This is a genomic window from Paenibacillus sp. OAE614 (genome assembly GCF_040546645.1).
Taxonomy (GTDB): domain Bacteria; phylum Bacillota; class Bacilli; order Paenibacillales; family Paenibacillaceae; genus Paenibacillus_AQ; species Paenibacillus_AQ favisporus.
Genome location: NZ_JBEPOD010000001.1, coordinates 685,643 through 711,530, shown reverse-complemented (window position 1 = coordinate 711,530; position 25,888 = coordinate 685,643). Strand labels below are relative to the sequence as shown.

Sequence of the window (25,888 nt, the reverse complement as noted above, 5' to 3'; positions counted from 1 at the left end):
TTAATGCGGCACCTGGCTGCTGAAGTCATCCCTGCTGGATTGATCGGTCTGGTAAAAGATGACGTCGCCGTCTTTTAGCGCAAACCGGTTCCCGTAGGCATCCTGGATGTTCCGGTTAAAGCCCTCCATCTGCCACTGATTCAACAGCGGGGCGTAAATGTACTGCAAATGCGGATTTTTCAAGTCGCCCTCCTGAATGGACTCGATATTGAAGTTCACGACGATGTAGCCGTTCTTCAGAAAAATCGGGGACTTGTCGTCCAGCCCGCCGTGCGTGCGCCCGTATTCCGCTACATTCGTCCCCGCTTCGACCACATAGGGATCGGCCGGCAGGCTGTACTCGCCGTACCATTTCTGGATCGATACGTCCGCCCGTTCGCGGTCCACCGATTCGGGTACGGGATCCTTCAGGCTGAGAAACGTCCGCAGCTGCTCAGGCAGAATCAGCAGGCTGTAGCCTCCGACCGGCGTCTTTTGCTTCGTATACTTGTTCAAATAGCTGCTGATGTATTCGTTCCGATTCAGCCCCCCGGCTGCACCGCCATGATTAAACTTGTAGCCTGCCGTATCCCGCAGCTCCTGCGCGGGCACGTTCCGGAGCCGGTCATTTAAGATGACGTAACGCTGGACCTGATCCGCGGACGAGCCGATTTTCACAAAATGCTTCGAGCTGGTGCTGTAGTACAGATCCACCGGAATCCGCGTATCCCCGTGGCCGTTGACGGCCTTCCCGTCTTTTCTGACATAATAGAAGGTTGGCGTGATGCGGATGCCGTCCAACGGGCCGAACATATTCCCTTTCGTTTTAAAATCAAACTTGAAATGGTAACCGGTCTTGACGGACACGTTCTTGAAACCCTGCAGCGGGCTGCTTCCCGGACGGATCGGCAGCGTAAAGACGGCTGCATTGCCACGCGGATCGCCATCGATCCCTCTCTGACCAACCCAATAGGAGACGCCCGTCTGGATCGCGCTGCCCTTCTGGGACCGGAACACGTTCTCCCAATTGTAGTCGGCAATATCGGTCACGTGAAAATCGTACAGCCTTCCAATGACATCAACCGCCACCTCATCGTATGCGGCATGATGCACCAGGCTCGTATTGGCGTCATTTTGCTGCGTATAGTCGGCCGGGGCATTTTCGGCAATATTGCGAAACGCGATCTGGTATGGACCTTCGTCCACCCATACCGGCAAATAAAAGGTCGTGTCCAGCTGGCCGACCGGAATGTCCACCCATGTATTTTTCGGAATAAAGGTGGTCCGGTTCCCATCATAGACGTCAAAAGGGAACTTGACCTGCTTGGTGCGGAAATACTTGGCGTAATCCCGGTTGCCGTAACCTGGATAGCTGACATGCTGCCCGCTCGTCGGAATCCGGACCGTGAACGGGCGTTCCAGAATTAGAGCGGACCGGCCGGCGTCCGGATTCGTTTTCTGGTTGTGCGCCGCATCGTCCGACACGGAGGAATCGTTGACCACAGGCGTATGGACCGTCACGGTGTTGATGCCGTAGATCGGAAACTCCTGGTTCTGCCCTCCGTTTATATTTCCCGGCATCAGGTCATATTCGATTTTACCCGCGCTCGGCGTATCCTTTTTATTGGTTTTGCTGCGATCGATCAGATTTCCCGGGCTGTACAGCACGTTATCGCCAATCTGGGGCGGCTCGGGAATCTGCGACGGTGTCGGGCCCGATTCCTCAACCTTCTGGTTATTCATCATCGTCTGCCCGTTAAAGACCAGCGAGTCATTCGTCACCTGGATTTTGCCGACGGCTTTCTCCGCTTCCCCTTTTAGGGCGCCTTCGTCATTCGGCACCGACGGCTTGGACTTGCCCCCGGTCAGTGTCTGTCCGGCAGCCGTAAGCTCTCCGGGCGGGGCAGGCGGATCGTAATTTCCAGTCGTCGCAGCGGCATAATACGGTGGACTGTACCCACTCGGCTGGATCGCAATCCGGCCGCCCGGCAGGGCGTAATTGTCGAGAATCGCTTCGCGGATTTGGTAGACCTCCAGGTTATCGATTTTCCAGAAAGCATACCGCCGCTCAATTTGGTAGGTATACGTTTTGCTTTCGGTCTCGCTCTGCGGATCCGGCTCGATATGCGTTCCTTTGCCGTCGGCGTTCGGCACTTCCTTGCCCGGATCCCACTTCAGCGTGTACTCCTTGGTTACGTTAACCGTATATGTGCACGTCCCGGTCATCTGTACGAACTTGTCCTGGTACAGGTGATTCCGGGCGAGCACATTGCCGTATAAGCTCTCGGAAGTCGGAATGCCCTGTAGCACGTCAAACCGCTCGCTCCCGCGGGCATCAGCTTTGATTTTGGCTGTCGCGACGGGGTCCATGTATTTGCCGGTCATCGATTGACCCGGCGCTGGGGTCGTGCAGCTTACCCCGGGATCCGGAGGATCGACCGGCGGCGGTCCATCCCCACCCCCATCGCCGACAGTCACGGTGGCTGTGCCGTACAGGTAGTATAGACCGCTTTTCCATACGGCCGTGATTTTGGCCGTGCCTTTGCCTACGGCGGTGACGTTCCCGCTGCTGTCCACCGTCGCCACCGCGCTTTTGTCGGAGCTCCACACCGTTTCGGTTCGTGTGGTCACGTCAACGAAATCGCCGAAGCTCGTATCGCCCTTCACGCTGAAAGGCTTCGTGCGCACCTCGGCTTTAAAGTTCTTCTTCTCCCCAGGTTTCATCGATGCACTCGCGGGAGTCACCCGCATTTCCTTGATTTCTTTGGCGGTGCCTTCCCAGGTGAGGTTAAGGTTGATGTCGTACTCGACCAGGTATTTAGGGAAGCCGTTGGGTCTGTGTTTGATGTCGAGTTCTTTACGAGTAGTAAAATTAGCTCCTCCAGTAATTGTATAAAACAAAATGCTTATATTATCCGGCAAGATAACAAAATTTGGTTGAGTTTTTCCTGGAGTGAAGTAAATAGGGTCTCCAAATGTTGTTTGGTCCTTTAGTAGTTTTACGTTTTCAACTGCTAGTGCAGGAACGCTGATGTTATCTTGATCAAGAAAATTACCAGGCTGGTATTCCAAAGTGTTAATCTTTGTAGCTGTCTCAGTTTTCTCTGGATAAGGGTTATTTTCGTTGTCTCCTATATTTCTAGCAGTATAATGTAAATTTTCCTGTTCGATATCTGCTTGAAAGGATCCATCATCCATTTGATACCAATATACCCCCGGACCCGGAGTAGCTTTTGCAGTCACTTTTTTTGTCACTACTTTCCTTGTTTGGGGACCTGGAGGTTCAACTTTACTATCCGAAGGATAACTTTCAGCAAAAAGAATATTCGTGGGAAGAAGTAAAAAAATCATTAACGAACATGACCACAATACACTAGTTAGGTATTTGATTCTCACGACATTAAAGCCCCTTATTCTGACTTCTTCATAAGAATTCCGCCATAAGTTCCGTCATCTGCGAAATAACTTTCGCCTGCACTATTGCCACTTGTAATATATCTAGGTACTGATGAAGTAACCCAAAATCTTGTTTCACTTACCTTAGAGAAAAACTCGTCACCCCCATCAGTCGTCAACGTTTTAAATCCAAACTTAGGAGCTGTTGAACTAAACAATCTATACCCACCTTGTAGCGCAGCATTGATACCATTTGAGTAACTTCTGTTGTTGAAATTTTTACTAAGAGTTTGCACAGATGTATCAATAAAAACAATGTAAGATCTATCAAAAAACTTAGTCGCCTTATCTACAAACATTCTGCCATAAATACTCCCGGTTTGTTCTGCACTCAAACCACTCATAAAAATATAATGATAGACTTTAACTTTACCTTCTCCATTCCTTAGGCTCGAGCTTTTCCCAAGAATTGATTTTAAATCATGCCCCTCCGTATACTGATACGCCGGGATCACCGTCCGGAGATTCGTCCCCGTCGTCCCCACTTCCCGCATTTCATTCAACCCTTTAAAAGCGCTTGGCGCCTTCGTCTGCGTCGTCTCGTAACGCTGAATAATCACCGCTACCTCCGCGCGCGTGGTCGTTTTGCCGCCGCCGAAGCTGTCGTCCGGGTACCCGGACATCAGCCCCGTTCCCAGCATGACCGACACATACGGGTAGTCGGCCTTGTTCAAGCCGCCTTTGTAATACTCCGTCACCGGAACGATGGTGTCCTTCGTGTCCTCGATCGCCTGCTTGTACTCTCCGTCGCGGGCCGCCAGTCCCGAGGCCATCCACTTCGCCATTTCCACCCGCGTCAGCGGAGTGCCGGGTTTAAAGCCGTTTGCATAATCGGCCGGACTGAAAAAGCCCTTCCCCGCTGCCTCGCTCACTTCCTTTTCGCTCCAGTGCCCGGCCAAATCGGAAAATGCCGCTGCTCCGCCAGCGTTTTCGTTCGTCGACACCCTGGCCAGAATTGCCGCAAACTCAGCCCGTGTAACCGGGTCGTTCGGTCTGAATTTTCCGCTGCCGTCTCCTTTGAGGTAACCTTTGGACACCGCATCGTTAATGGCCTGATACGCCCAGTGGGACGCCGGCACATCCTTAAAGGCCGCCGCCGCTGCGGCCGGCACCGGCTGCTCGATTGCTCCTGCCGTTCCAAGAATCATCGCCCCGGCAAAAATGGTCATCAACATCGCTTTGAACATACTTCTTCCGCTCCTGTTCTCCTAAAATATGATGCTTTGCATTTACTAAATCTCTTAACTTCCCTGATCCCTTCTAACTTTCTGACTGTTTCCGATACCCAGGTACCATCTAACTTACTGACTACCAGGTAACCTCCTGACTTCCTGACTGTTCCAGACAATCTGATACCAACTGAATTCTTGCTTCTTTTGTTGCTCTAAACTCTCTTGCTAAAAAATATGTTTTCTTAACCGACGGGACTGCTTGCCCACGCGTGGCCCTAAGCAGCCACACCTCCTTATGTATTCCTGTGAAACTTCTTTCCTATTTAGCATAGGACTACTTGCAGTATACTACAGGATTTTCGCAAAATTTGTCATTAATTGTCACTATACATCATCACTTCAATTATATGGGTTTAATGGATATATAAGATGCACGTGCTGCAAATAGCTTTTGCGACGCCCGACACAAAAAAACAAAGCAGGGATGCATTCCTGCTTTGCCATGGCTTCATGCCAAACGAATAACTTTATATTGTCCGTACTTTTATCAGCTAGAACAAGCAATGTTTTAACGACGTCAATCCTTTATTTCCCCGAAAAAGCACCCGCCTGCACCTCACCGAACCGGTTCGGCCGGAACGCTCCACACCACTCCGGCAGCGGTTTGCCCTCTACGCTATCGGCGATCAGCGTCGCCGTGACCGGGCTGAGCAGGATGCCGTTGCGGTAATGACCCGCGGCCACAAAAACATGGCCGGCATCGTCCAGCCGCCCGATCAGCGGCCGGCCGTCCAGCACTGCCGGGCGCAGTCCCGCCCAGCGGTGAAACGGCTGCACCTCACCAAGAACAGGCAGCACTTGCTTGTTCCACTCCGTCAGCCGCCGGATCCCTTTGTCCGTGACGGACGTGTCGAACCCGGCGATATCCTCCGAAGCGCCGCACACGAGCGTTCCGTTTGCTTTTTGGACCAGGTACCCCTGGCTGGTGAACACCAGATGCCGAAGCGGCTCGCGCCCCTCGTTCCAAGCGTAGGCGCAAATTTGCCCCCGGATCGGATGTACAGGAATCCGGATACCGAGGGATTCCGACATCTCCTGTACCCACGCACCGGTGCTGATCAGCAGCTGGTCCGCTTCAAACTGCTCGCCACTCTGCGCCCTCAGTGCAACCCGCTCGCGCCATTCAGCCAGCTCGATCCGGCCAAGATGCTCATGAATCTGCACGCCGGAGGCCAGGCAGGCCCGCTTGACCGCTTCCGTCAAATCCGGGGCATACACATGGCTCTCCACCGGTGTCCGCAGGGCGGCAACTGCCTCGCGGGTCAGTCCCGGCTCGGCATCGAACAGCGCGCTCCCCGTTAATATTTCGCCACCGGAACCCCAGCTCCGCTGCCATTCCAGCCGGCTCTCCAGCGCCAGCAAATCCGCCTCATGCCTCGCGACGTACAAACTGCCGGTTTCGGCATATTCGAAGGAGACGCCGGAGATGTCCTTCACCGCCTGCTGCCACTGCGGATACAGCGACAAGCTCTCGCGGCACAACCGGAAGAACTCGTCCGGGGACTCTACGTTCTCCGAATACGGAGCGAGCATTCCTGCCGCCGCACCGGAGGCCTGCCCGCCGCAGGGACCCTTTTCGAGCAGCGTGACGTTCAGGCCGCGGCGGCGCAGCTCCAGCGCGCAGGATAATCCGATAATGCCGCCTCCCATGACGATGATGTCTCCGCTCATCGTTACAGCCCCCTGTCCATCCTTTTTTATTCGATGACGAGCGATTCCAGGCCGCTGCTGGCCGAAGCATATTTCTTCTTCGGAATCCGCCCGGACAAGTAAGCCAAACGCCCGGCCTCAACCGCCAGCCTCATCGACCGGGCCATCATCACGGGATCTTTGGCTTTGGCCACCGGGGTATTCATCAGAATGCCGGAGACTCCCAGCTCCATCGCGAGCGCCACGTCGCTGGCCGTCCCCAGCCCCGCATCTACGATGACAGGGACCGACAGCTCTTCCACGATCAATCCGAGATGGTACGGATTCAGAATGCCGAGGCCGGTCCCGATAGGCGCTGCGCCGGGCATAACCGCGGCTGCCCCGGCCTCCTCCAGCTTTTTGCAGATCACCGGATCGTCGGAGATATACGGCAGTACCGTAAATCCTTCCTTGACCAATATTTCCGTTGCTTTTAACGTTTCTATCGGATCGGGCAGGAGCGTGCGCTTATTGGCGCTAATCTCCACCTTAACCCAGTCGCTGAGTCCCGAAGCCCGCGCCAGGCGGGCAATCCGGACAGCCTCATCAGCCGTTGTCGCCCCGGAGGTGTTGGGAAGATAGATGTATTTCTGGGGCTCCACATGCTGCAGAATCGAGTCATCCTCCACCGAATCGAGATGGATCCGGCGGATAGCGAACGTCAGCACCTCGGTCCCCGAAGCCTTGATCGCCTCCATCTGCACATATGGATCGGGGAACAGCCCGGTCCCCAAAAACAACCGCGACGACAGTTCCTGTCCGCCAACCTGCCAATTATCTCTGCTCATTTTCCCCCTCAACCTCCCGCTACGAAATGGACCAGCTCCAGCTTCATTCCAGGTACAACCGGAGTCGTCTCCCACTGCTCGATCTTCAGCACCTGTCCGTCCGCTTCCACCATGACCGGCCTGCCGGACAGCCCCAGCAGGCGGAGGACATCGGCTACCGTCTCGGCCGCCAGCTCCCGCTTTGTTCCGTTAATGACCAGTTCCATCCGCTGCTCCTCCTCTACCTTCAAGCTTGTGAATGAACGCCCGGCATACCGCTTCCGGGTCAGGGCTGCCGACGATTTCGCTCACCGCGCAGACGCGGCTCGCACCGGCCCGGATCACTTCGTCCACGTTGCCCAGCTTGATGCCGCCAATCGCCACAAACGGGATCTGGATGGCCCCGGCGACTTCCCGAATATACGAGAGGCCGACCGGATCCACCACATCGGCTTTCGTAGCCGTCGCATAGATTGGCCCAACGCCGATATAATCCGCCCCTTCCGCTTCGGCGAGCTGAGCTTCCGAAATCGCATGGGTGGATATGCCGATGATCTTGGAGCCGACAAGCTTCCTGGCTTCCGCGATCGGCATATCGCCTTGACCGAGGTGAATTCCGTCCGCGTCCACCTCCATCGCAATATCAACGTGATCGTTCACGATAAAAGGGACACCGTAGCGGCGGGTCAGCTCCCGCAGCTCCGCCGCCTTGCGCAGCAGCTCTTCCCTTCCGCTTGTTTTGTCGCGGAATTGAACGATGTCCGCGCCTCCCCTAATGGCTTGCTCCATCACGTCCACCAGCCGGCGTCCCGGATGGAACGTCTCGCCGGTAATCGCATACAGACGAAAATCGACCATGACTGCTTCTCCTCTCTTCCCTTTGCCTTTCCCTCCATTTCATGCCGGCTTCTATCATCGCGAAGGGTAAGCCCTCATCTTGCGAAAGCGCCCTCTTACCCGGTTAACACAAAAAAACCATTCGAGAAATACACGAATGGCACCGCAATTCGAATGATATTCTCTACGCCAGCATTACCTGGATCAGATTAACGGTCCGCAGCATAAGGCTGCCATCTCAGCCGGACTTCATCCAGCACCCGCATTCCTATTTAATTTCACAACCACTATAGCCCAAACTGCTGACTTTTGGCAATAGCCAGAGTGAGATCACCGGCATCGGAACACCTATCTCATCCATAGGAGCGATTCTCGCAAAATTTCATATATTTGGGTGCGGCAAACTTCTTATTTTATCTCTTGCGTCATCACATATCGTCCCCGCCCGTGAATATAAATGTTTAACAAGCCAAAGTTTGTGCTGAGTATGGGAACATGGGAGGTGCCTGAACATGCCATCAGACGATCATTCGCTGTTTGTGGTGTCCAAGGAGGACTGGTCACTGCACCGGAAAGGGTACCAGGATCAGGTCCGCCATCAGGAGAAGGTTAAGGAAATCATCAAGCAGAACCTGCCCGACCTGATCACAGAAGAAAACATCGTGATGTCGGACGGTAAGCAAATCATCAAGGTACCCATCCGGAGCCTCGATGAATACCGTTTCATTTATAACTACCAGAAGCAAAAGCATGTCGGCCAGGGAGACGGCGACAGCCAGGTGGGAGACGTGCTGGGCAGGGATCCGGTGCAAAAGCCGGGTCAAGGCGAAAAAGCCGGCGACCAGCCTGGCCAGGACATTATGGAAGCCGAGATCAGCCTCGAGGACTTGGAGAACATGCTGTTCGACCAGCTGGAGCTGCCGAATATGAAACCGAAAGAGCAGCAGGAAGTCGAAACCGAATCGATCACGTTCAACGACATCCGCAAAAAAGGCATGCAGTCCAACATCGACAAGAAGCGGACGATCCTGGAAAATCTGCGGCGCAACGCCACCAGCGGCAAGCCGGGAATTCACCATATCAGCCCCGACGATCTGCGTTACAAAACGTGGGAGGATGTCGTCGTTCCCCATTCCAGCGCGGTCATCATTGCGATGATGGATACGTCCGGGTCGATGGGCACGTTTGAGAAATACTGTGCACGCAGCTTCTTCTTCTGGATGACCCGCTTCCTGCGCCGCCAATACGAAAAGGTCGACATCGTCTTTGTGGCTCACCATACGGAGGCCAAAGAAGTCACCGAAGAGGATTTCTTTACCCGGGGCGAAAGCGGGGGCACGATCTGCTCGTCCGCCTACCAGAAAGCGCTGGAAATCATCGACCGGCGCTACCCGCCCGCCAAGTACAATATTTATCCGTTCCATTTCTCGGACGGCGACAACTTGACTTCCGATAACGAACGCTGCGTGCGGCTGATCGGCGAGCTGCTCAAAGTCAGCAACATGTTCGGCTATGGAGAAGTCAACCAGTACAACCGGAGCAGCACGCTGATGTCCGCGTACCGAAATATCAAGCTCGACCAGTTCATGTATTACGTCATCAAGGAAAAGGGCGAGGTCTACCAGGCGCTGCGTACGTTCTTTAAAAAGCAGGAAGGCGCATTGACCTAAACCGAAGGACCGTCTCTGGAACGCAAAATTATGGCATATAAAAAGGTCGTTGTCCCGTTACGCTGAGTAACCGACAACGACCTTTTTGCATGGCCGGGTGACCTCTATATAGCATGACCCTCGATTTGCGGCCTTTTTCCCACTGTCGACTGATCCTGACTCCTGCCAGACTCCTCACCGACGGCATGCTCCTCATTGCCAGCGTGCTCCTTACTGCTGCCAAGTTCTTCACTCCCGCTAGGCCCCGCATGCACGACGTGCATGTTTCGTACTTCCGCTAGGCTTCTTCCGCCTGCAGACGGTCCCGAACCTCCATCAAGGCAAAGCCAAGCAGGTTCTTCCCTTTCCACAGCAGCGGGTTAAGGACTGCCTCGTCGTCCGCGGCCAACCCCACGCCCCAGATCGAATCCACCGGACTCGCCTCTACCAGCACCCGCTGCCCGGTGCCCAGCAGAAATTGCTTCAAATCGTCGTTTTGGGAAAACTTCGCTTCGTTTCCTCGGACCACAATGGAGTACCCGTCCCGGTCCCATACGGCCGGATCGATTCCTCTCACCTTCCGCCCCAGATCTTTAGCCTGCTTCGGATGCTTGGCTGCGAGAATCTGCTCCCTGATCTCTTCGTCACCGAACAGTCTGGCTTTCTCGGCCATCATATAATGCTCGGCACTTGCATATTCCACGCCGTCCACGGTAAACTTCGCTTCCCACCACTGGCTGAAGCAGCTCTTCGTAATAGATCCATCCGCCGCGGGCTGGTGCCCCCAGAAAAAAACATATTTCAGCTTGGCCCCTTTCCGGAATGCCTTTCGGAGTTCTTCCAAGGTATACATCCAATTTCCCCCTTTATAAGAGCATCCCGTGTACTTAAGCCCTACAATCTTAAGGCCTGTGACCCGCATGCCCGTTGATCACCGCCTCAGGCATCCAGGCTGGCCGATCCCTTGCGGTACGCTGCTCGTTCGCCTCCAGGCTCAAGCGGAATATCCCATGGCGCCTTCCGGGAAGCGAAGGTCCCCATCCCCAGAAGCGTCTGTCCGCGAGTCATGATATAGACTACATTTGCAAACTGCTCCTCCGGTTTCCAAAAGCGGCTGGCGGCCATAAATGCGATTAAATACTCTTCCCAGCTGCGGTAATGCTGCTGCACATACCCGGCCGCTTCCAATTTGATGGCCCAAGCCTCTTCCTTCGTCAAATATCCGTAAGCGAGCCCAACCCGGCTCAAGAAAATCGCCCATCCGCCCCCGAAGGCGGCTATTTCTCCGGCGGGCAGCTGTGGCAGAAACGTCTGAACTACGCTCATCCGGGCATATTCCGGATGATCTTTGGACGCCTCCATCCAGTTTTGCCGTGCCTGTTCCGGCATCGCCGACAGTTCGACGTGCAGGGCATTATAATCGTCACGGTTCCCGTCCTCCAGCAGCCAGCGAATCCGGGTCTTTAAGGACTCGGCGTCCTTGATGTCCCAGAGCCGCAGCCCCTTTTTCAAAACCCGGTTCCCGAGGTAACGCTCAAATTTCAAAAACTCGTACGGCACATAATAATAAGCCAGCACGCTGTCGATGCATACGCTGGAGAGACTGCGGAAGTACAGCTCCAGCTGTTTGATTTGCTTCTTCTTGTAATCGCTGCGCATGTCGTCCTCCATCCTCTAGGTTGATAGCACCCGGTGTGCTCTTAATGTTCTGTATAAATACCACAGCAGAATGGCCACGAACACCCCCGTGACGATAACGGGCACGTCAAAAAACAACTGCAGCACGATATACACAAAAATATAAAGCCAAGTTAACCGAAGAAATAAAAAACCGTCGAATATAATATTGTTTTTGACCACCTTGCGGTGCTCGGCCGGGTCGATCTTCCCCTGATCGTAGTGATGCTTATTTGCGGTAGACGACCAGTACATCAGGGTGCTCATATGCCGATTGTTTATGTCAAAAGAACGCTTCATCCGTTCCTTGGCCTCCGATATCCGTCCCATCGCGGTGAGGCACCGTCCCGCCAAACAGAGTGCATCCTGATCGTCCGGATGGGCAGCCAAAATTCGCTCGCAATCCAAAAGCGCCTCTTCATACTGCTGATCATCGTATCGAAGCTGTGCCGCGTACCGGTAAGCCTCCAGATCATCCGGCTGCAGCAGGATCGCATGGCCGAAACATTCCAGCGCTTCCTGCCGGTCGCCCGCGGCCAGGTTATATTTTCCCAACAGCAGCTGCAGATCCAGGTCGTCCGCAAACCACGCCGAAGCTTCGGCCAAGCACGCTTCCGCTTCTTCCAGCTCGCCTTCCATCAGCATATCCAGCGCAGACTCCCGCAGATCCAAAAATCTTTCAATGTCCGCGGCATCCCCTACAGGAGCGTTAGCGAGCGAGTCATAACGCAGCTCCCGTGATCCGTCCAGCTGCTGCAGGATGTATTCGGCAAAATATGTTGGATACCGCTCCCGCAGTTCTTCGGGATCTTCCGTAAAGTAAAACGTGCCGTCCAGCAGTTGCCAAACGTCTCGCGGGAGATGCCTGCAGGACATCAGAAAGGACACGAACGCATGCTGCAGCTCCGGCCCGCGTTCGACGTCCCATACGATATCCTCGTTCAGCAGCCGCTCCCACGACTCCACCCGAATCCGGGCCGGAAAGTCGTCGTACAGTTCCTCGGCCTGATGAATCCACAGGCTGACCGGATCTGCGCTTGCCGTGGATTGGAATATTTCATTTGAATATGTGGTTTGTGCAATAGGCGCGCCATGTTGATCAACTTCCCCTTTGGTATCCTCCGGTGGGTAGATCGGCATGGAAAGCTCGTCCTCATCCGTCTCGCGTACCGTTGTCTTGACCTCTTTGGCGAACTTGGATGCCGCCTCATAAGCTTCCCGAAGCTGCTGATAGCCCTCGGGATCGTCCTCGGGATGATGCTGCTTCAGCTTGGCGGCATAAGCTTTCTTGATGATGCGCAGCTCCGTGGTCCGCTCGATCCCGAGCCTTTCCCAGATGTTCATGTGAAGCTCATCCACCTTTCCAGCTGTTCCAATCGATCCTTGAATGCCTCGGCAGCTTTTTTGATTTCGCGGTCATCCTGGGTATGCAGTGCCTTTTCGAACTGTCCGATATAGGCAGCGATCACTTCCCGGCTCTCGCCCAGCGCCTCTTCGTACAGCCGCTCGCCCCTGGCCAGCAGCAGCCGGTTTTCCGCCCGGTCTCTCGGGTGAATTTTGATATCCTGAAGCTCCAGCAGCCGCGCCTCGATCTCTTCCTTCGTCATGCTGCCGGCGTTCTTCTCGATGACGGCGCGCTTCTTCTCTCCGGTTGCAACGCTGGTCACCTCGACCTCCAAAATCCCGTTAATGTCATAGGTATAACGGACGTCAATCTTCTGTTCGCCGGCAGGGGCCGGCGGCACCTTAATGTGGATCTCGCCGAGCTTGATGTTGTTCTCGACACGCCGGCTCTCGCCCTGATAAATATCAACGGTTAACCGCCGCTGGTTGTCAGACACCGTGCAGAGCCGCTCAATCCGGCTGACCGGGATCGGCGTGTTGCGCTCGATGATCGGGAAGAAATGCCCCGATGAGAATCCCCCTTTGCCCAGTTCCTGCACAATGCTGGTACCCAGAGTATACGGGCACACGTCGGTAAGGATCATCTCGTTCAGCGCCTCATTCCGCTCCTTCAGCGCCGACTGGATGGCCGCACCGACGGCAACCGTCTCATCCGGATTGATGTCGCTGTACGGCATGCGCCCGAACATGCGGCCGATGACGCTTTTAATAAGCGTCATTCGGGTGGCTCCTCCGATCAGGATCACCGCATCCAGATCGGATGGGGACAAGGACGCGTCTCGCAGCGCCCGCTCGATCGGCTGGCGCAGCCTCAGGAGCAGCGGATGGGCCAGCTTTTCAAATTCGTTACGGTCAAGCCGCACTTCATACCGGGTCCCATCGATCGTCAAAGCCATTTCAGCCGACGTCTCCCGTCCCAGGGCAAGCTTGCAGTTCTCCGCCTGTTTATGTATAGCCGATCTTGTTTTCGGGTCCAGAGCCTCCCACTCCATTTGGTGCGTCTCCAGAAAATGCGTCACGAGCAGCTCCGTAAAGTCTTCACCGCCCAGGAAATTGTCCCCCGCGATTGACTTTACCTCCATGACTCCCTCGAACAGTTCCAGGATGGAGACGTCGAACGTTCCTCCGCCCAGGTCGAATACGAGAAACTGGGTTTCCGGCTGCTCCTGGTGCAGGCCGTAGGCCACCGCCGCCGCGGTCGGCTCGCTGATCAGCCGCTCGACACGCAGTCCGGCGATTTCGGCGGCGTGCTTCGTCGCTTTGCGCTGGGCATCGTTGAAGTATGCCGGAACGCTGATCACCGCCTCCGTCACGGGTTCCCCCAGATAACTCTCGGCGTCCTCTTTCAAGGCCTTCAATATAAAGGACGACAGTTCCTCCGGTGTAAAGGAGTGAGGGCCAAGCTCGTACTTTTTCTCTGTTCCCATAAACCGTTTAAAAGTGGCAGCCGTCCGCTCCGGATGGGTAATCAAGCGCTCCTGGGCAATCCGGCCGACCACAATTTCGCCGTTTTCGTCCACGCTGACGATGGACGGCGTCAAATGTTCTCCGAGTACGTTGGGAATGACCACCGCACGGTCCTGGGCCCAGCAGGCCACCAGGCTGTTGGTCGTTCCCAGATCGATTCCGATCACAGCCAATGAAATCCCCCTCTTTCCTGTTGAATGTTCCCTATTCATTAGCCGGCCCGAGCCTCAGGCTCAGGCCAATCTAGCAATCCGTTCTCTATTCTACCAGCAGCCCCCTCTTTAATCCAATAATTGGGCTGGCTTAAACAAGGCTTCCAAAATAGTTGCTGTACGGAACAAACGCCTTCAGTACCTCCTCGACCCGCTTGATCCGCTCTTCCAGCGATCCACTCAATGGGATGTAAGGAATCCGGCGCTCCTTCAAATCGGCAATAATCTGCTTGTGGAATACATGCCGCTTCTGGTCCCCGCTGCGGTCCCACGTATCGTCATACGGGATATCGTCCTCACATAGGAAAAAGAGATCGTATCTGCCGGCGTTCTCCAACGCCAGCCGGGTCAGCAGCTCCGGAGCCCGGCCGTGATAATCCAGCGCGAACATATACGTCGTGATGGCGTTCGTGTCCACGAACAGATACCGGTTCGCCTCCAGCAGCGCCTTCTCTTCGCGCTCGATATGCCCCGCCGCAATCTCATCAAAAGCCTCGAAGCTGATCCGCCGGTCCACCTGATGCTCCGTCCAATAATCCCGGCCGTACTCGCTGGCATAAGTTGTGTTGTATTTGCCGGCCAGCGCCTCCGTCAGCGTTGACTTGCCGGTCGACATCGCTCCGACGAAGACCACCTTCGTAATGAGATCACGGTATACGATGTCACTTACAAATTGCCGGTGTTTATACGGGTCCTCCCGAATCATCGTCGCCGAAATCGGCACCACGCCCCTCGCCTCATCGACGCGGCGGTCCACGGCGCCAAGCGCCTTGCTCATGTGCTCGCCGTAAAACTCGCTTGAATAAAAATGCGTAACCTGCTCGCCGTCAAGCAGCCCCAAAATATACTGCTCCTCCCGGATTTCATGCTCCCGGTCATTCGAATAGCCGTCCGGACCGTCCCACGCTTCGATCACCCTGACGCCCGGATACAGCTTCCGGATCCAGCCGGCGCGGATATGCAGCGGAATGGTCGTGACCGTCGTATCGTAAATGACCACGATCAGTTCATCCACTTCCTTCAGCGCCGTCTCCACCATGTATTGATGCCCTTTATGAAAAGGGGCGAATTTCCCCAACGTCAGTCCCAGCTTTTTCATCAGTAAGCCTCCTTTGCCCCTTTGTTCCAGGTGTAATAACCGTATGCCGCATTGATGAGATATGCGCTCCACATGACGATCATGAGCAGCCCGTCAGGACTGCCGTCCAGGGTACGCAGCACCCACAGCAGCACGGTAAAAGCATTCAGCACGATATACACCAGCCATTGTTCCTTATAACGCCATACCATCAGGAAGGTTGCGACAACCGACAGCACGTTGGTGATCGCATCGATGTACGGCGAGTTCTGCGTCGGTATCAGCGACAGGAAAAAACCGATCATCACGCTGCCCAGCACGCAGGCCGCTCCGGTCCACAGAATCCCTCGAAGGTTCATGCGGCGCATCTCAAGCTTGCCGCCGTCCTGATGCTTCCGCCACAGGAAGAAGCCGACCACGTTCATCGGAACGAAGAACAGCAGATTCAGCAGCATCTCCCCGTAAATCCCGTTCGTATAAGCCAGGTACGCGTACCCGAACGTGTTGTACATCCCGAATACATAACTCATCAGGTTGCCCTTCGCCGCCAGCACCACGCACAGCACGCCTGTCAGAAACACGGTAAACCCGAACAGGCTATCCTTCATGACCACCGTAAGTCCGACCGCAATTCCGCAAAATACGCCGAGCCATACCAGCTCGTAGGCGCTCCATCCTTTAAACCATTTTCCCATGTCCGTTCCCTCCAGCTGCTCCATTACGCCTTCACAGATCCGTGACCGATGAGGGTAATGATGAGATATTAATAATATCAATTTGATATTATCAATTTGTTGTTTACATCTTAGCAGGATGTTCTCCCGGAAGCAATGGTTTTTTGGAAAAAAACAAAAAAGAGCCCCGGGATAAATCCCGGGACCCTCGCTCCTCTGATCAGGCCGGCTTATTGAGCGCTTCCGCCCCAGAGCTCGACTCTTTCCTTGATCAGTTCCGTATATTGTTTTTCGATTTCTTTAGCACCTGCAGCATCCAGTTCTTTCAGCATGTTGTCATAAATGCTGTCGAACTGTTCCGGCTTCGCCAGGATGGCTTCCGGAATCCGCTTGCGGATAATATCCTGCGTTTTTTGGTAGATAACGTTATAATTGCCGTCCTGAGGAGTAGCCATGTTGTAGGCTGCGCCCCAAGGTTTAACCGGGAATTCCTTTTCAGACGGGAACAGGTCTTTCCATGTTGTTGCACCGTATGCTTTCAAGGTGTCTTTCTCCGGCTGCGTATAGGAAGCTACGATTTGATCCGGGAAGTTCGTTGTATAGTAGTTGCCGGATGGATCTTTCACGCCGTCGCCGTAGTGAGCGGAGAAGGTAGTGTACAATCCGATGCCGGACGTTTTCGTAAAGTTGGTGTTATCGTTGACTTTCTTGTCCTGTACGTCATCAGGAATAACGCGCTTGCCGTCCACCATGTTGTAGTGCTTGCCTTCGATACCCCAGTTGCGCAGCACTTGGCCTTCGTCGGATGCAAGGAAGTCCAGGAACTTGATCAAGCGGACCGGATCCTTACATGCCGTTGTAATGCCTACGCCCCAACCAGCCACGAATCCGGTATCCTGGAAGGAATGGTCTTTGTATTCATCCGACAGCGTTACAGGGAAGTGAGCATAAGTGCGCTCCGCTTTGCCGGCGGTCTTGAGCGCATTCTCGGCGTCGGAATAGCCCCACTCTTGGTCGATCAGACCCAGGACGCGGCCGCTGGCGATCTTGGATTTATATTGGTCACTCTTTTGCACGAACGTATCCTTATCCAGCAGACCCACATTGTACATATGGTTGAGCCAGCGGAAGTATTCTTTCTCTTCCGGACGCTTGTAGTGCAGCTGAGCTTCGTTGGTTTCAGGGTTAATGAAGTATTCGCCGTCATCCGGAGCGCCTGTCGTCAAGAAGGCCGGGTTCGTTACGGTGATCATGATTCTCCAGTCATCCGCGTCCAGTGTCAGCGGAATCGTCGGCTTGCCGTCAATCGTCGGATGTTTGTCTTTGTATTGCTGGAGAACGTTTTCAAAATCCTTAACGGTTTTTACTTCCGGATAGCCAAGCTCTTTCAGCACGGCGTTCTGGATTTCAAATCCGCCGCCGGCGTCAAAGTACTGCTGATCCACCGCTCCGTTCGTCGGAAGCACATAGATGGCTTTATCATCGTTGCTGTAAGGCAGACGGTTCATGTACTTGCCGTATACCTTCTTGAGGTTCGGGCCATACTTGTCGATCAAATCAGTCAGGTCGATCATCGCGCCGGCTTCCACCAGCTTGTCGACGTCGCCTTTGGCAAAGATAAAATCAGGATAGTCGCCGCTCGCAGCCATCAGGGATATTTTATCGGTGCCTGCGCCGGATACGGCATACTCCGCATTGATGGTCACGCCAGTTTTCTTCGTAATTTCTTTACCGACTTCATCCTGCATCTTGTTCCAGTTCGGGCTGGCGTCAGCGCCAAAGAACGAGAACGTGATCGGGCTCGTATCGTCAGCCTTCGCATCCTGCGCCGCATTGGAAGACGAGCTGCCGGAACCGGCGGATTTGCTGTCGCCCCCTGAGCTGCTGCAGCCTGCGGAAACGAGCAGCACACTGGCGAGGAGCAGCATCCCAAACTTCTTCTTTGTGTTTCCCTTCATGTGAATCATATCCCCCTTCATTACTAATGGAATTACTTCGTGCTGCATTCAAGAGCCGGCATTGCATCAACGTTGCACTGACGCTGGGCGCTGCCGCATGTTGTGCCGAAACCTAGATGAATTGAATACGTTTACAAAACTCAGATAACTAAACTTCCTCACATCACATCTCTGGTTTCTTGTTCGACTCCACCTCTTTGTTTAAAACGTTTTCGAAAACAGCCTGCAGGGAAAATGTGTAATGAAAGTGCTTTCATATTTGAATCATAAAAGATTTGAAAACGACTGTCAAGTCATTTTAGTACATATTTTTAAATTAAATTTCGATGCGTTTACGATCACAAATTCTCGTAATAATACTGATAAAACAGTCTATTACGGCATTTATATTATATAAGGTACAAAAGCAAACAAAGTCACAAAAATCCATCACAAATAGAACCTGCTGCTATGAGCAGGCCCTACCTGATGAACTTATTGCTCTTTTTTAAAAATTCGGATTACTTCGCTTCGGTCGTTCCGCCCCACAACTCGACACGGTCCTTCACCAGCTCGGTGTATTGCTGTTCCATTTTTTCCGCTCCGGCGGCGTTCAGTTCCTTGATCATGTTGTCATAGACTGCGTCGAATTTGTCTGGCGTCGTCAGGATCGCTTCCGGAATGCGCTTGCGGATAATGTCCTGCGTTTTCTGGTACATTACGGTATAATCTGAGCCCTCTTCAACCGAGATGTTGTACGCTGCTCCCCAAGGCTTAACCGGGAAATCCTTCTCTGAAGGGAACAGGTCCTTCCAGGTCGTAGCGCCGTAAGCTTTCAGCGTTTCTTTCTCGGCTTCCGTGTAGCTGGCTACGATTTGATCCGGGAAGTTCGTTGTATAGTAGCTGCCTGATGGATCTTTCACACCGTCACCATAGTGAGCGGAGAAAGTCGTGTACAGGCCGATGCCCGATGTTTTCGTAAAGTTGGAAGCGTCTTTGATTTTCTTATCCTGAATTTCTTGAGGAATGACGCGCTTGCCATCTACAACATTGTAGTGCTTGCCTTCGATACCCCAGTTGATCAATACTTGCCCTTCGTCGGAAGCGAGCCAATCGAGGAATTTAATCGCCCGAACCGGATCCTTACAGTTGTTCGTGATACCGATGCCCCATCCGGATGTAAAGCCTGTGTCCTGGAAGGAGTGGTCCTTATATTCTTCCGACAAGGTTACCGGCAAGTGAGCGTAAGTTCTTTCATCCTTGCCAGCAGATTTCAATGCGTTCTCTGCGTCGGAATAACCCCATTCCTGGTCGATCAGGCCAAGCACGCGTCCGCTCGAAATTTTGGACTTGTACTGGTCGCTCTTCTGTACAAACGTTTCCTTATCCAGCAGGCCTTCGTTGTACATATGGTTCAGCCAGCGGAAGTACTCTTTTTCCTCCGGACGCTTGTAGTGCAGCTGAGCCTCATAGGTTTGCGGATTGATGAAATACTCGCCGTCATCCGGGGCTCCAGTTGCTAGGAACGCCGGGTTCGTTACGGTGATCATGATTCTCCAGTCGTCCGCATCCAGCGTTAACGGAATGGTTGGCTGGCCGTCAATCGTTGGATGCTTCTCTTTATAAGCCTTCAGCACGTTCTCAAAATCCTTGACGGTTTTTACTTCCGGATATCCCAACTCTTTCAGCACGGCATTCTGGATTTCAAAGCCGCCGCCGGCGTCAAAATACTGCTGGTTCACCGCCGCATTGGTCGGCAGCACATAGATGGCTTGGTCATCGTTGCTGTACTTCAGACGGTCCATGTAACCGCCATATACCTTCTTCAGGTTTGGCGCGTACTTGTCGATCAGATCGGTCAGGTCGAGCATCGCGCCGGCATCCACCAGCTTGTTGACGTCGCCTTTCGCGAAGATCAGGTCCGGATAGTCACCGCTCGCGGCCATCAGGGAAATCTTATCCTGACCTCCGCCGGATACGGCATACTCCGCGTTGATCGTAACGCCTGTCTTCGCAGTGATTTCCTTGCCGACTTCATCCTGCATTTTGTTCCAGTTTGGACTCGCATCCGCACCGAAAAAACTGAAGGTGATCGGCGATGTCGTATCGCCTGTATCTTTGGCCGCGGTATCCTCCTTGCCTCCGCCACAGCCCGCAACCGCTAGCATTGATGCGATGATCAGAGAAATCGCGGTTACCTTGTACGCTTTCTTTGGCATTGCGTAAACCCTCCCCATGATGTCTAATCTTTTTCTTTATCTATTTTGTATAACAGGCTAGCCTGCTGATACCTCTATATAAGAATGTAACTTCTGAAAAAGCGTTATTTTACGATTTGACCGCGCCCAGCGTCATGCCGCTGACAAAATATTTCTGCAGGAACGGATAGACGATCAGGATCGGCACGGTCACGACGATGGTAATGGCCATCTTGATCGATTCCGGCGAAATCTGGGCCATTTGCTTGGCCATATCGTTGGCGTTGATCGCTCCGCCGCCCTGCTGCGTGCTCTGCAGCACCTTCATCAGCTCGTACTGCAGGGTGGTCCAGGTGGCGTTGCTGCCGTTATACAGGTACGTATCGAACCAGGAGTTCCACTGACCTACGGCAAGGAACAGCGCGATCGTCGCAAGAACCGGTTTACAAAGCGGCAGGATAATGCGCCAGTATACCGTAAAATCGTTGGCTCCGTCCAGCTTGGCCGATTCCTGAAGGGCATAAGGCAAGCCGTCGATAAAGGAACGGACGATAAATACGTTGAATGCACTGACGAGACCCGGCAGAACATATACCCAGAACGTGCCGATCAGGTTCAGGTCCCGCATCAGGATGTATCCCGGGATCAGGCCGCCAGAGAAGTACATCGTCATCGCCAGGAATGTCGATACGAACTTCCGTGCCTGAAAATCAGGCCGGCTGAGCGTATAGGCAAGCATCGATGCACTGAGCAGCCCCAGAACAGCACCGACGATCGTACGCAAAATGGAAATTTTCAAGCCTTGAAGCAAGGTGTCATAAGCAAATATCGTCTTATAGTTTTCAAATGTGAACGCACGCGGCCAGATGGTGATGCCACCACGCACCGTATCGATGGAATCGTTCAGCGATATGGCGAGCACGTTCAGAAAAGGATACAGCGTAACGATCAGTACGATCGCCATGAAGATGATGTTGCATATATCGAAGATCTTATCGGATCGGGTCGCATTAAACGCTTTGTTTGGCATCTCGACTTCTCGCCTCCTACATAATGCTTTCTTTCGTAACCTTTTTGAAAATGCCGTTAGCCGTAAACAACAGGATGATGCTGACTACGGAGTTGAATATGCCGATGGCGGTACCGTATGAGAACCTGCCCATATTCAGACCGTAATTCAGTGCGTACAGATCGAGAACCTCCGAGTAATCCGTCACCAGGTTGTTGCCGAGCAGGAACTGCTTCTCGAAGCCGATGCTGATCAAGTGGCCAATCGACATAATCAGGAGAACCGAGATCGTCGAGCGGATGCCCGGCAGCGTAATGTGCCACATCTGTCTCCAGCGGCTCGCACCGTCGACGCGGGATGCTTCGTACAGCTCCGGGTCAATCCCTGTAATCGCTGCCAAATAGATGATCGTATTCCAGCCTGTTTCCTTCCAGACATCGGAACCGGTTACAATGTACCAGAACCAGCTTCCCTTCGCCATGAACTGTATAGGTTCGTCCGTGAGGTGGAGCGCCATCAGAATCTGGTTGACCGCACCGCCGTCAATTGAAAGCATTTTCGTAATAATGCCTGCTACAACGACCCAGGATACAAAGTGCGGCAGGTAAGAAACCGTCTGCACGAACCGCTTGAAGAACATGCCCCGCAGCTCATTAAGGAGAATCGCGAAGAAGATCGGAACCACGAATCCCAGAATGAGGCCCATGAAGCTCATCGCCAGCGTGTTCCGCAGCACCAGATAAAACCGGTCGTCTTGGAACAGCTCATGGAAATATTTAAATCCTACCCATTTTTGCTCGGAGAATGACCTTGCCGGTTTATAGTTCTGAAAGGCCATCGTCCAGCCCCAAAGCGGCAGGTAACTGAACACGAACACCCAAATGACAAAAGGGAGCGACATTAAATATAAATATTTTTGCTGGAGCACCGTACTCCAGAAGCCACCCTTTCGTTTACGCTTTGGTGCTTTAGCAGTATCTTGACCGCTGCGGGGAATGGTGTTAGGTGTGAGCGCTTCCATTCAATAACCCCTCCTCTAATTGATACCTTCATCTTACTAAATGAAGCGCTTATAAAAATACCCATCGGATTTCACCTAAAATCATATAAAAATTAGATATAACGCTTTCATAGTCGAAATTTGACATGACTTTACACAAAAAATCCCCCGAAAATCTAATTTTCAGGGGGAAATTCACCTCGAAAACGTTTTTGAAAGACGGTATAGCCAAAATCATCCCGCAGGATCTTGATAGTTAAGAGACTACTCGGACGGCTCCTTTTTCCGGAATGACGACGGGGACGCCCCGACGTATTTCTTGAATTTGCTGTGAAAATAGTCCACGTTCGCATATCCGACACAGGCCGCCACTTGATGCACCTTGAGTCCCTGGGATAACAGCTCCTTCGCGTGCTCAATCCGCACGTTGTCGAGGAACGCGTTGAAATTCTCGCCCGTATAGTTTTTGAACATTTTCCCCAAGTAAGCGCTGTTGTAATTAAACACCTGGGCCAGAAGCTCCAGCTTCAGGTTCTCCTTATAGTTCCGGTGAATAAAATCGATCATCTGCTTCAGCACCGCATCCTTGCTCCCGCCGCCGATCCTCTCGATCAGGCTGCTCAAATGGGCGGCCGCCACCGCTTTCAGCTGCTCCCATGTCGGCTGGCGGAACGCCTCCGTAATGAACAGCGGCGCATCCTGCAGCAGTGGATACAATGCCTGGTTCTGCCCCGACAGCTTGTTGATGGCCATGGTCAAAATATGGGTCACCGCCGACTTCACGGCCTGCTCGGCCTGCCCGAAGCCGACAACCCTCTCCTCCAGCTCGTCAAAAAAGCGGCCGACCGCTTCCATGCTCCGGATGTCCAGCGCATAATACAGCATATCCGACAGTTCGATTTCTCCCGTTGGATCGAGCGGCGCCTTCTCCGGGTATGACTCTGCCATTAGGGTCAAATCCCCGGGCAGCATCAAACGCTCTTCATGGAACAGAAAACGATGGTGCAGCAGCTCGGCGGCCTCCGCATACGATTGTCCAATGAGCGAAATATCGGTGACCGTTCCCCCGGCGGCGGCAAACCAGCCCTTGTTATCCGGCAGCAGCGCATTCCATACCGCGTAACAGTGGGCAGCATCGTCTTCCCGGGACATCCCCCGGTCCCACAGCAAAGCTTCATATGCCCCCGCTGGAAACACAATGACGCGATCCGCTTCGTCAAAATGGCCCGACAGCTTTCGTCTTAAGGCCGCTAAAGGTGCATCGTCCGCCGATCCATGGATTTCGAGCAGGACGATCTGATACCTCGTCCAGTCCAGCCCCAGCTGCATGACCGTCGCCGGATCCCGAAGCGCTTCTTCCTGCAGCAGAAAGGATTCAAGCAGATGCGCACGGTAGACATGGTCCTCTTCCGCGGAACGATGCGATTGCTTCTCCCGGGTCAGAATCGCCCCGATCCGCTGCAGCTCCTCCCCGAGCTCCTCCTCATCCAGCGGCTTCAGCAGGTATCCGTTTACGCCGTAACCGATCGCCCGCTTGGCATAATCAAAATCGGCATATCCGCTCAAAATTAGAAAATGCGTCGAGATCATGGCGGCCCGGGCCTCTTCAATGACGTCGAGACCGGTCATGCCCGGCATGCGGATATCGATGATGGTCAGATCGGGCTTCAGCTCTTTGATTTTATCCAGCCCATCCCGGCCGTTGGCCGCCGTATCCACCACCGTAAACCCGAAGCTCTCCCAGTCGATGATCGTCTTGAGACCTTCGCGGATCATCGGTTCGTCATCCACAATCAAAACGTTAAACATGCATTTCTCCCCCTGTTGGTATCATGAATTCCATCTTGGTTCCCTGTCCCGGGATACTCGTAATATGCAGTCCGAAGTCGTCTCCATACGTCAGCTTAATTCGCTGATGGATGTTCCGCAAGCCGATGCGATTGCCTTCCCCTTCTTCCGCATCCAGCGTCGCCAGAACAAATTGCCTGCGTTCCTCCGACATGCCGGCCCCGTTATCGATAACCTCGACATGCAGCATGTCTTCCTTCATCGAGCAGCGGACGCGCAGCATCCCGTCCACTTCCTTGCCTTCCAGGCCATGGATAATCGCATTCTCCACCAGCGGCTGAATGATCAGCGGCGGAAGCAGCACCCGTTCGGTTTCCGGCTCGACGATCAGCTCGTAGCTCAAGCGGTCCTCATAGCGGAATTTCTGGATTTCCAAATACGCGCGGACAATGTCCATTTCCTCTTTCAACGTTTTTTTCACACTGCCGACTTCGAGGTTTTTGCGCATCAGCTTGCCCAGCAGCCGCACGATGTTGGCGATTTCCTTCTCCCCATTCAGATGAGCCTTCATCCGGATCGATTCCAGGGCATTGAACAAAAAGTGCGGATTGATCTGGCTGGCCATCATTTTGAGCTTGATTTCTTTTTGCGCAACCTCAAGCTTGGTGTTCTTCTCATTGCTCTCATACACCTGGTTCAGCAGGTCGTTGATGCTACGGACCATATAGTTGAACTGGCGGGAGAGCTGCCCGATTTCGTCATTGCCGTCCAGGAAGGAAATCGTATCGAAGTTCCCCCGGGCCACCTTGTTCAGCTGTCTGCTCAAATGCAGAAGCCGGTTGGTCGTCAGCTTGGATACGACGAATATCAGCGTGAGTGCCAGGATCAGCACGCCGATCACCAGCGCCATGCCGATCCATCCGACCTTTTTGGCGTCCTGGACAATGCCCTGGGTCGAAAAGACAGATACGACGCTGAGGCCGTTCAAGCTCGTCTGCGGCGTCAGCTTGTCCACGATAATGTTGGAGGACACCCCGTTGACGCGCCGGCTGATCGTCTGTTCCTGTCCTTGATGCATATCGATGTTCAAATCCAGCTGTTTCAGCGTTTTGCCGACGTTCTGCGGATTTTTGGCGGCCACAATGTATCCGCTGTCATCCGCAATGAGCGTATTGAACGTTTCCTTGCTCAGGATCGAGTTCAGCATGCTCTGGTTGAGCGTAATGACCAGCACTCCCGGGGTTCGGTAATCCTTGAACTTGATCCGGCGCACCAGGCTCAGCTTCTTTTCGGTGCCGATGTCGCTGCCCTCCATAAAAAACCAGCCGATCCGCGGGTTGTTCATGGCCGTTTGGAACCATTCCTCCCCCTCAATCTTGGCGGTAACGTTAATAAACTGGGTGTTGTTGATCATCGTCCTGTTGTAATGGTAGAAGCGGACGTTGCTGATTTCGTTATAGAGCCGCGGAAGCTCATCAAAATCGTTGTATTTCGAATAGGCCTGCACCATTTGCAGAATGGTCGTGTAATTTGTATTGACCAGGTCCTTTAGATTATCGTCCAGGTAGAGCTTGTTAGAAATCGAGATCGGAACGGACAGCATAGTGGACAGCTGACTTTTGATTTTATCCACATCATTGGAAGTCTGCTCTATGGCATTGTCCAGTGCATCCTGTCTGAAATAGGCGGTAATGATGCCCCCCACGATCAGCACGGGGATCATGACGACGAACAGGTAGGAAAAGATCAATTTATTCCGGATCCTCATGTTGTTGGTAGCTTGCACAAAGTACTTCCACATGGTAACGCAGTCACCGCCCGCAAAAATATAAAAC

Annotated in this window: 19 protein-coding genes and 1 riboswitch; of the genes, 1 reads left to right on the top strand and 18 read right to left on the bottom strand. The window is 53.5% G+C overall.

What is annotated here, in order from left to right:
- From ABIE48_RS03700 to thiE, 6 genes are all read right to left on the bottom strand, one after another.
- Positions 1–2,880 carry a DUF5704 domain-containing protein gene (locus ABIE48_RS03700; RefSeq protein ID WP_354518319.1) on the bottom strand — a complete coding sequence of 960 codons (2,880 nt, stop codon included), beginning with the start codon at positions 2,878–2,880 and terminating at the stop codon, positions 1–3.
- Between the two features lie 509 nt (positions 2,881–3,389).
- On the bottom strand, positions 3,390–4,622 hold the full coding sequence (locus ABIE48_RS03695; RefSeq protein ID WP_192716507.1) for an S-layer homology domain-containing protein: 1,233 nt from the start codon (positions 4,620–4,622) through the stop codon (positions 3,390–3,392).
- A gap of 570 nt (positions 4,623–5,192) precedes the next feature.
- Positions 5,193–6,338, bottom strand: a complete 1,146-nt coding sequence (thiO, locus tag ABIE48_RS03690) for a glycine oxidase ThiO (protein ID WP_192716506.1) — start codon at positions 6,336–6,338, stop codon at positions 5,193–5,195.
- A 26-nt stretch (positions 6,339–6,364) separates the two neighbouring features.
- Positions 6,365–7,144: a thiazole synthase gene (locus tag ABIE48_RS03685; RefSeq protein WP_192716505.1), complete on the bottom strand. Its 780-nt coding sequence runs from the start codon at positions 7,142–7,144 to the stop codon at positions 6,365–6,367.
- Between the two features lie 8 nt (positions 7,145–7,152).
- Complete coding sequence (gene thiS / locus ABIE48_RS03680) at positions 7,153–7,350, bottom strand: sulfur carrier protein ThiS (RefSeq protein ID WP_089545768.1); 198 nt, start codon at positions 7,348–7,350, stop codon at positions 7,153–7,155.
- The gene (thiE, locus tag ABIE48_RS03675) at positions 7,334–7,981 is read right to left on the bottom strand and encodes a thiamine phosphate synthase (protein WP_192716504.1); all 648 of its coding nucleotides are present in this window, start codon (positions 7,979–7,981) and stop codon (positions 7,334–7,336) included. Before thiE ends, thiS begins: the two co-directional genes overlap by 17 nt.
- A gap of 143 nt (positions 7,982–8,124) precedes the next feature.
- Positions 8,125–8,234, bottom strand: a riboswitch (TPP riboswitch).
- 238 nt (positions 8,235–8,472) lie between these two features.
- Here thiE and yhbH point away from each other — a divergent pair.
- The gene (gene yhbH / locus ABIE48_RS03670; protein WP_089545766.1) at positions 8,473–9,630 is read left to right on the top strand and encodes a sporulation protein YhbH; all 1,158 of its coding nucleotides are present in this window, start codon (positions 8,473–8,475) and stop codon (positions 9,628–9,630) included.
- Positions 9,631–9,907: 277 nt separating this feature from the next.
- On the opposite strand, the gene ABIE48_RS03665 is transcribed toward yhbH, so the two are convergent.
- From ABIE48_RS03665 to ABIE48_RS03610, 12 genes are all read right to left on the bottom strand, one after another.
- Positions 9,908–10,462, bottom strand: coding sequence for a riboflavin biosynthesis intermediates N-glycosidase (locus ABIE48_RS03665; protein WP_192716503.1), 555 nt, complete (start codon positions 10,460–10,462; stop codon positions 9,908–9,910).
- Positions 10,463–10,548: 86 nt separating this feature from the next.
- A complete protein-coding gene (locus ABIE48_RS03660) occupies positions 10,549–11,268 on the bottom strand; it encodes a DUF1266 domain-containing protein (RefSeq protein WP_192716502.1) in 720 nt (239 codons plus the stop codon).
- Positions 11,269–11,283: 15 nt separating this feature from the next.
- Positions 11,284–12,630 (bottom strand): tetratricopeptide repeat protein, encoded by a 1,347-nt coding sequence (locus ABIE48_RS03655; protein WP_145025396.1) that lies wholly within the window; start codon positions 12,628–12,630, stop codon positions 11,284–11,286.
- A complete protein-coding gene (locus ABIE48_RS03650) occupies positions 12,627–14,330 on the bottom strand; it encodes a molecular chaperone HscC (RefSeq protein WP_145025398.1) in 1,704 nt (567 codons plus the stop codon). The genes ABIE48_RS03655 and ABIE48_RS03650 overlap by 4 nt, the downstream gene beginning before the upstream one ends.
- A 130-nt stretch (positions 14,331–14,460) precedes the next feature.
- On the bottom strand, positions 14,461–15,468 hold the full coding sequence (locus tag ABIE48_RS03645) for an AAA family ATPase (RefSeq protein WP_145025400.1): 1,008 nt from the start codon (positions 15,466–15,468) through the stop codon (positions 14,461–14,463).
- Positions 15,468–16,142, bottom strand: coding sequence for a nicotinamide riboside transporter PnuC (pnuC, locus tag ABIE48_RS03640; protein WP_105441885.1), 675 nt, complete (start codon positions 16,140–16,142; stop codon positions 15,468–15,470). The genes ABIE48_RS03645 and pnuC overlap by 1 nt, the downstream gene beginning before the upstream one ends.
- Positions 16,143–16,351: 209 nt before the next feature.
- Entirely contained in the window at positions 16,352–18,079 is a 1,728-nt protein-coding gene (locus ABIE48_RS03635) for an ABC transporter substrate-binding protein (RefSeq protein ID WP_145025404.1), read from the bottom strand.
- Positions 18,080–18,579: 500 nt separating this feature from the next.
- On the bottom strand, positions 18,580–20,277 hold the full coding sequence (locus ABIE48_RS03630) for an ABC transporter substrate-binding protein (protein WP_145025406.1): 1,698 nt from the start codon (positions 20,275–20,277) through the stop codon (positions 18,580–18,582).
- A 109-nt stretch (positions 20,278–20,386) separates the two neighbouring features.
- Positions 20,387–21,286, bottom strand: a complete 900-nt coding sequence (locus ABIE48_RS03625) for a carbohydrate ABC transporter permease (RefSeq protein WP_076170554.1) — start codon at positions 21,284–21,286, stop codon at positions 20,387–20,389.
- Positions 21,287–21,302: 16 nt separating this feature from the next.
- The gene (locus ABIE48_RS03620) at positions 21,303–22,286 is read right to left on the bottom strand and encodes an ABC transporter permease (protein ID WP_145025408.1); all 984 of its coding nucleotides are present in this window, start codon (positions 22,284–22,286) and stop codon (positions 21,303–21,305) included.
- Positions 22,287–22,529: 243 nt separating this feature from the next.
- Positions 22,530–24,074 (bottom strand): response regulator transcription factor, encoded by a 1,545-nt coding sequence (locus ABIE48_RS03615; protein WP_145946929.1) that lies wholly within the window; start codon positions 24,072–24,074, stop codon positions 22,530–22,532.
- Positions 24,067–25,854, bottom strand: coding sequence for a sensor histidine kinase (locus tag ABIE48_RS03610; RefSeq protein WP_145025412.1), 1,788 nt, complete (start codon positions 25,852–25,854; stop codon positions 24,067–24,069). The genes ABIE48_RS03615 and ABIE48_RS03610 overlap by 8 nt, the downstream gene beginning before the upstream one ends.
- Between the last annotated feature and the right edge of the window lie 34 nt (positions 25,855–25,888).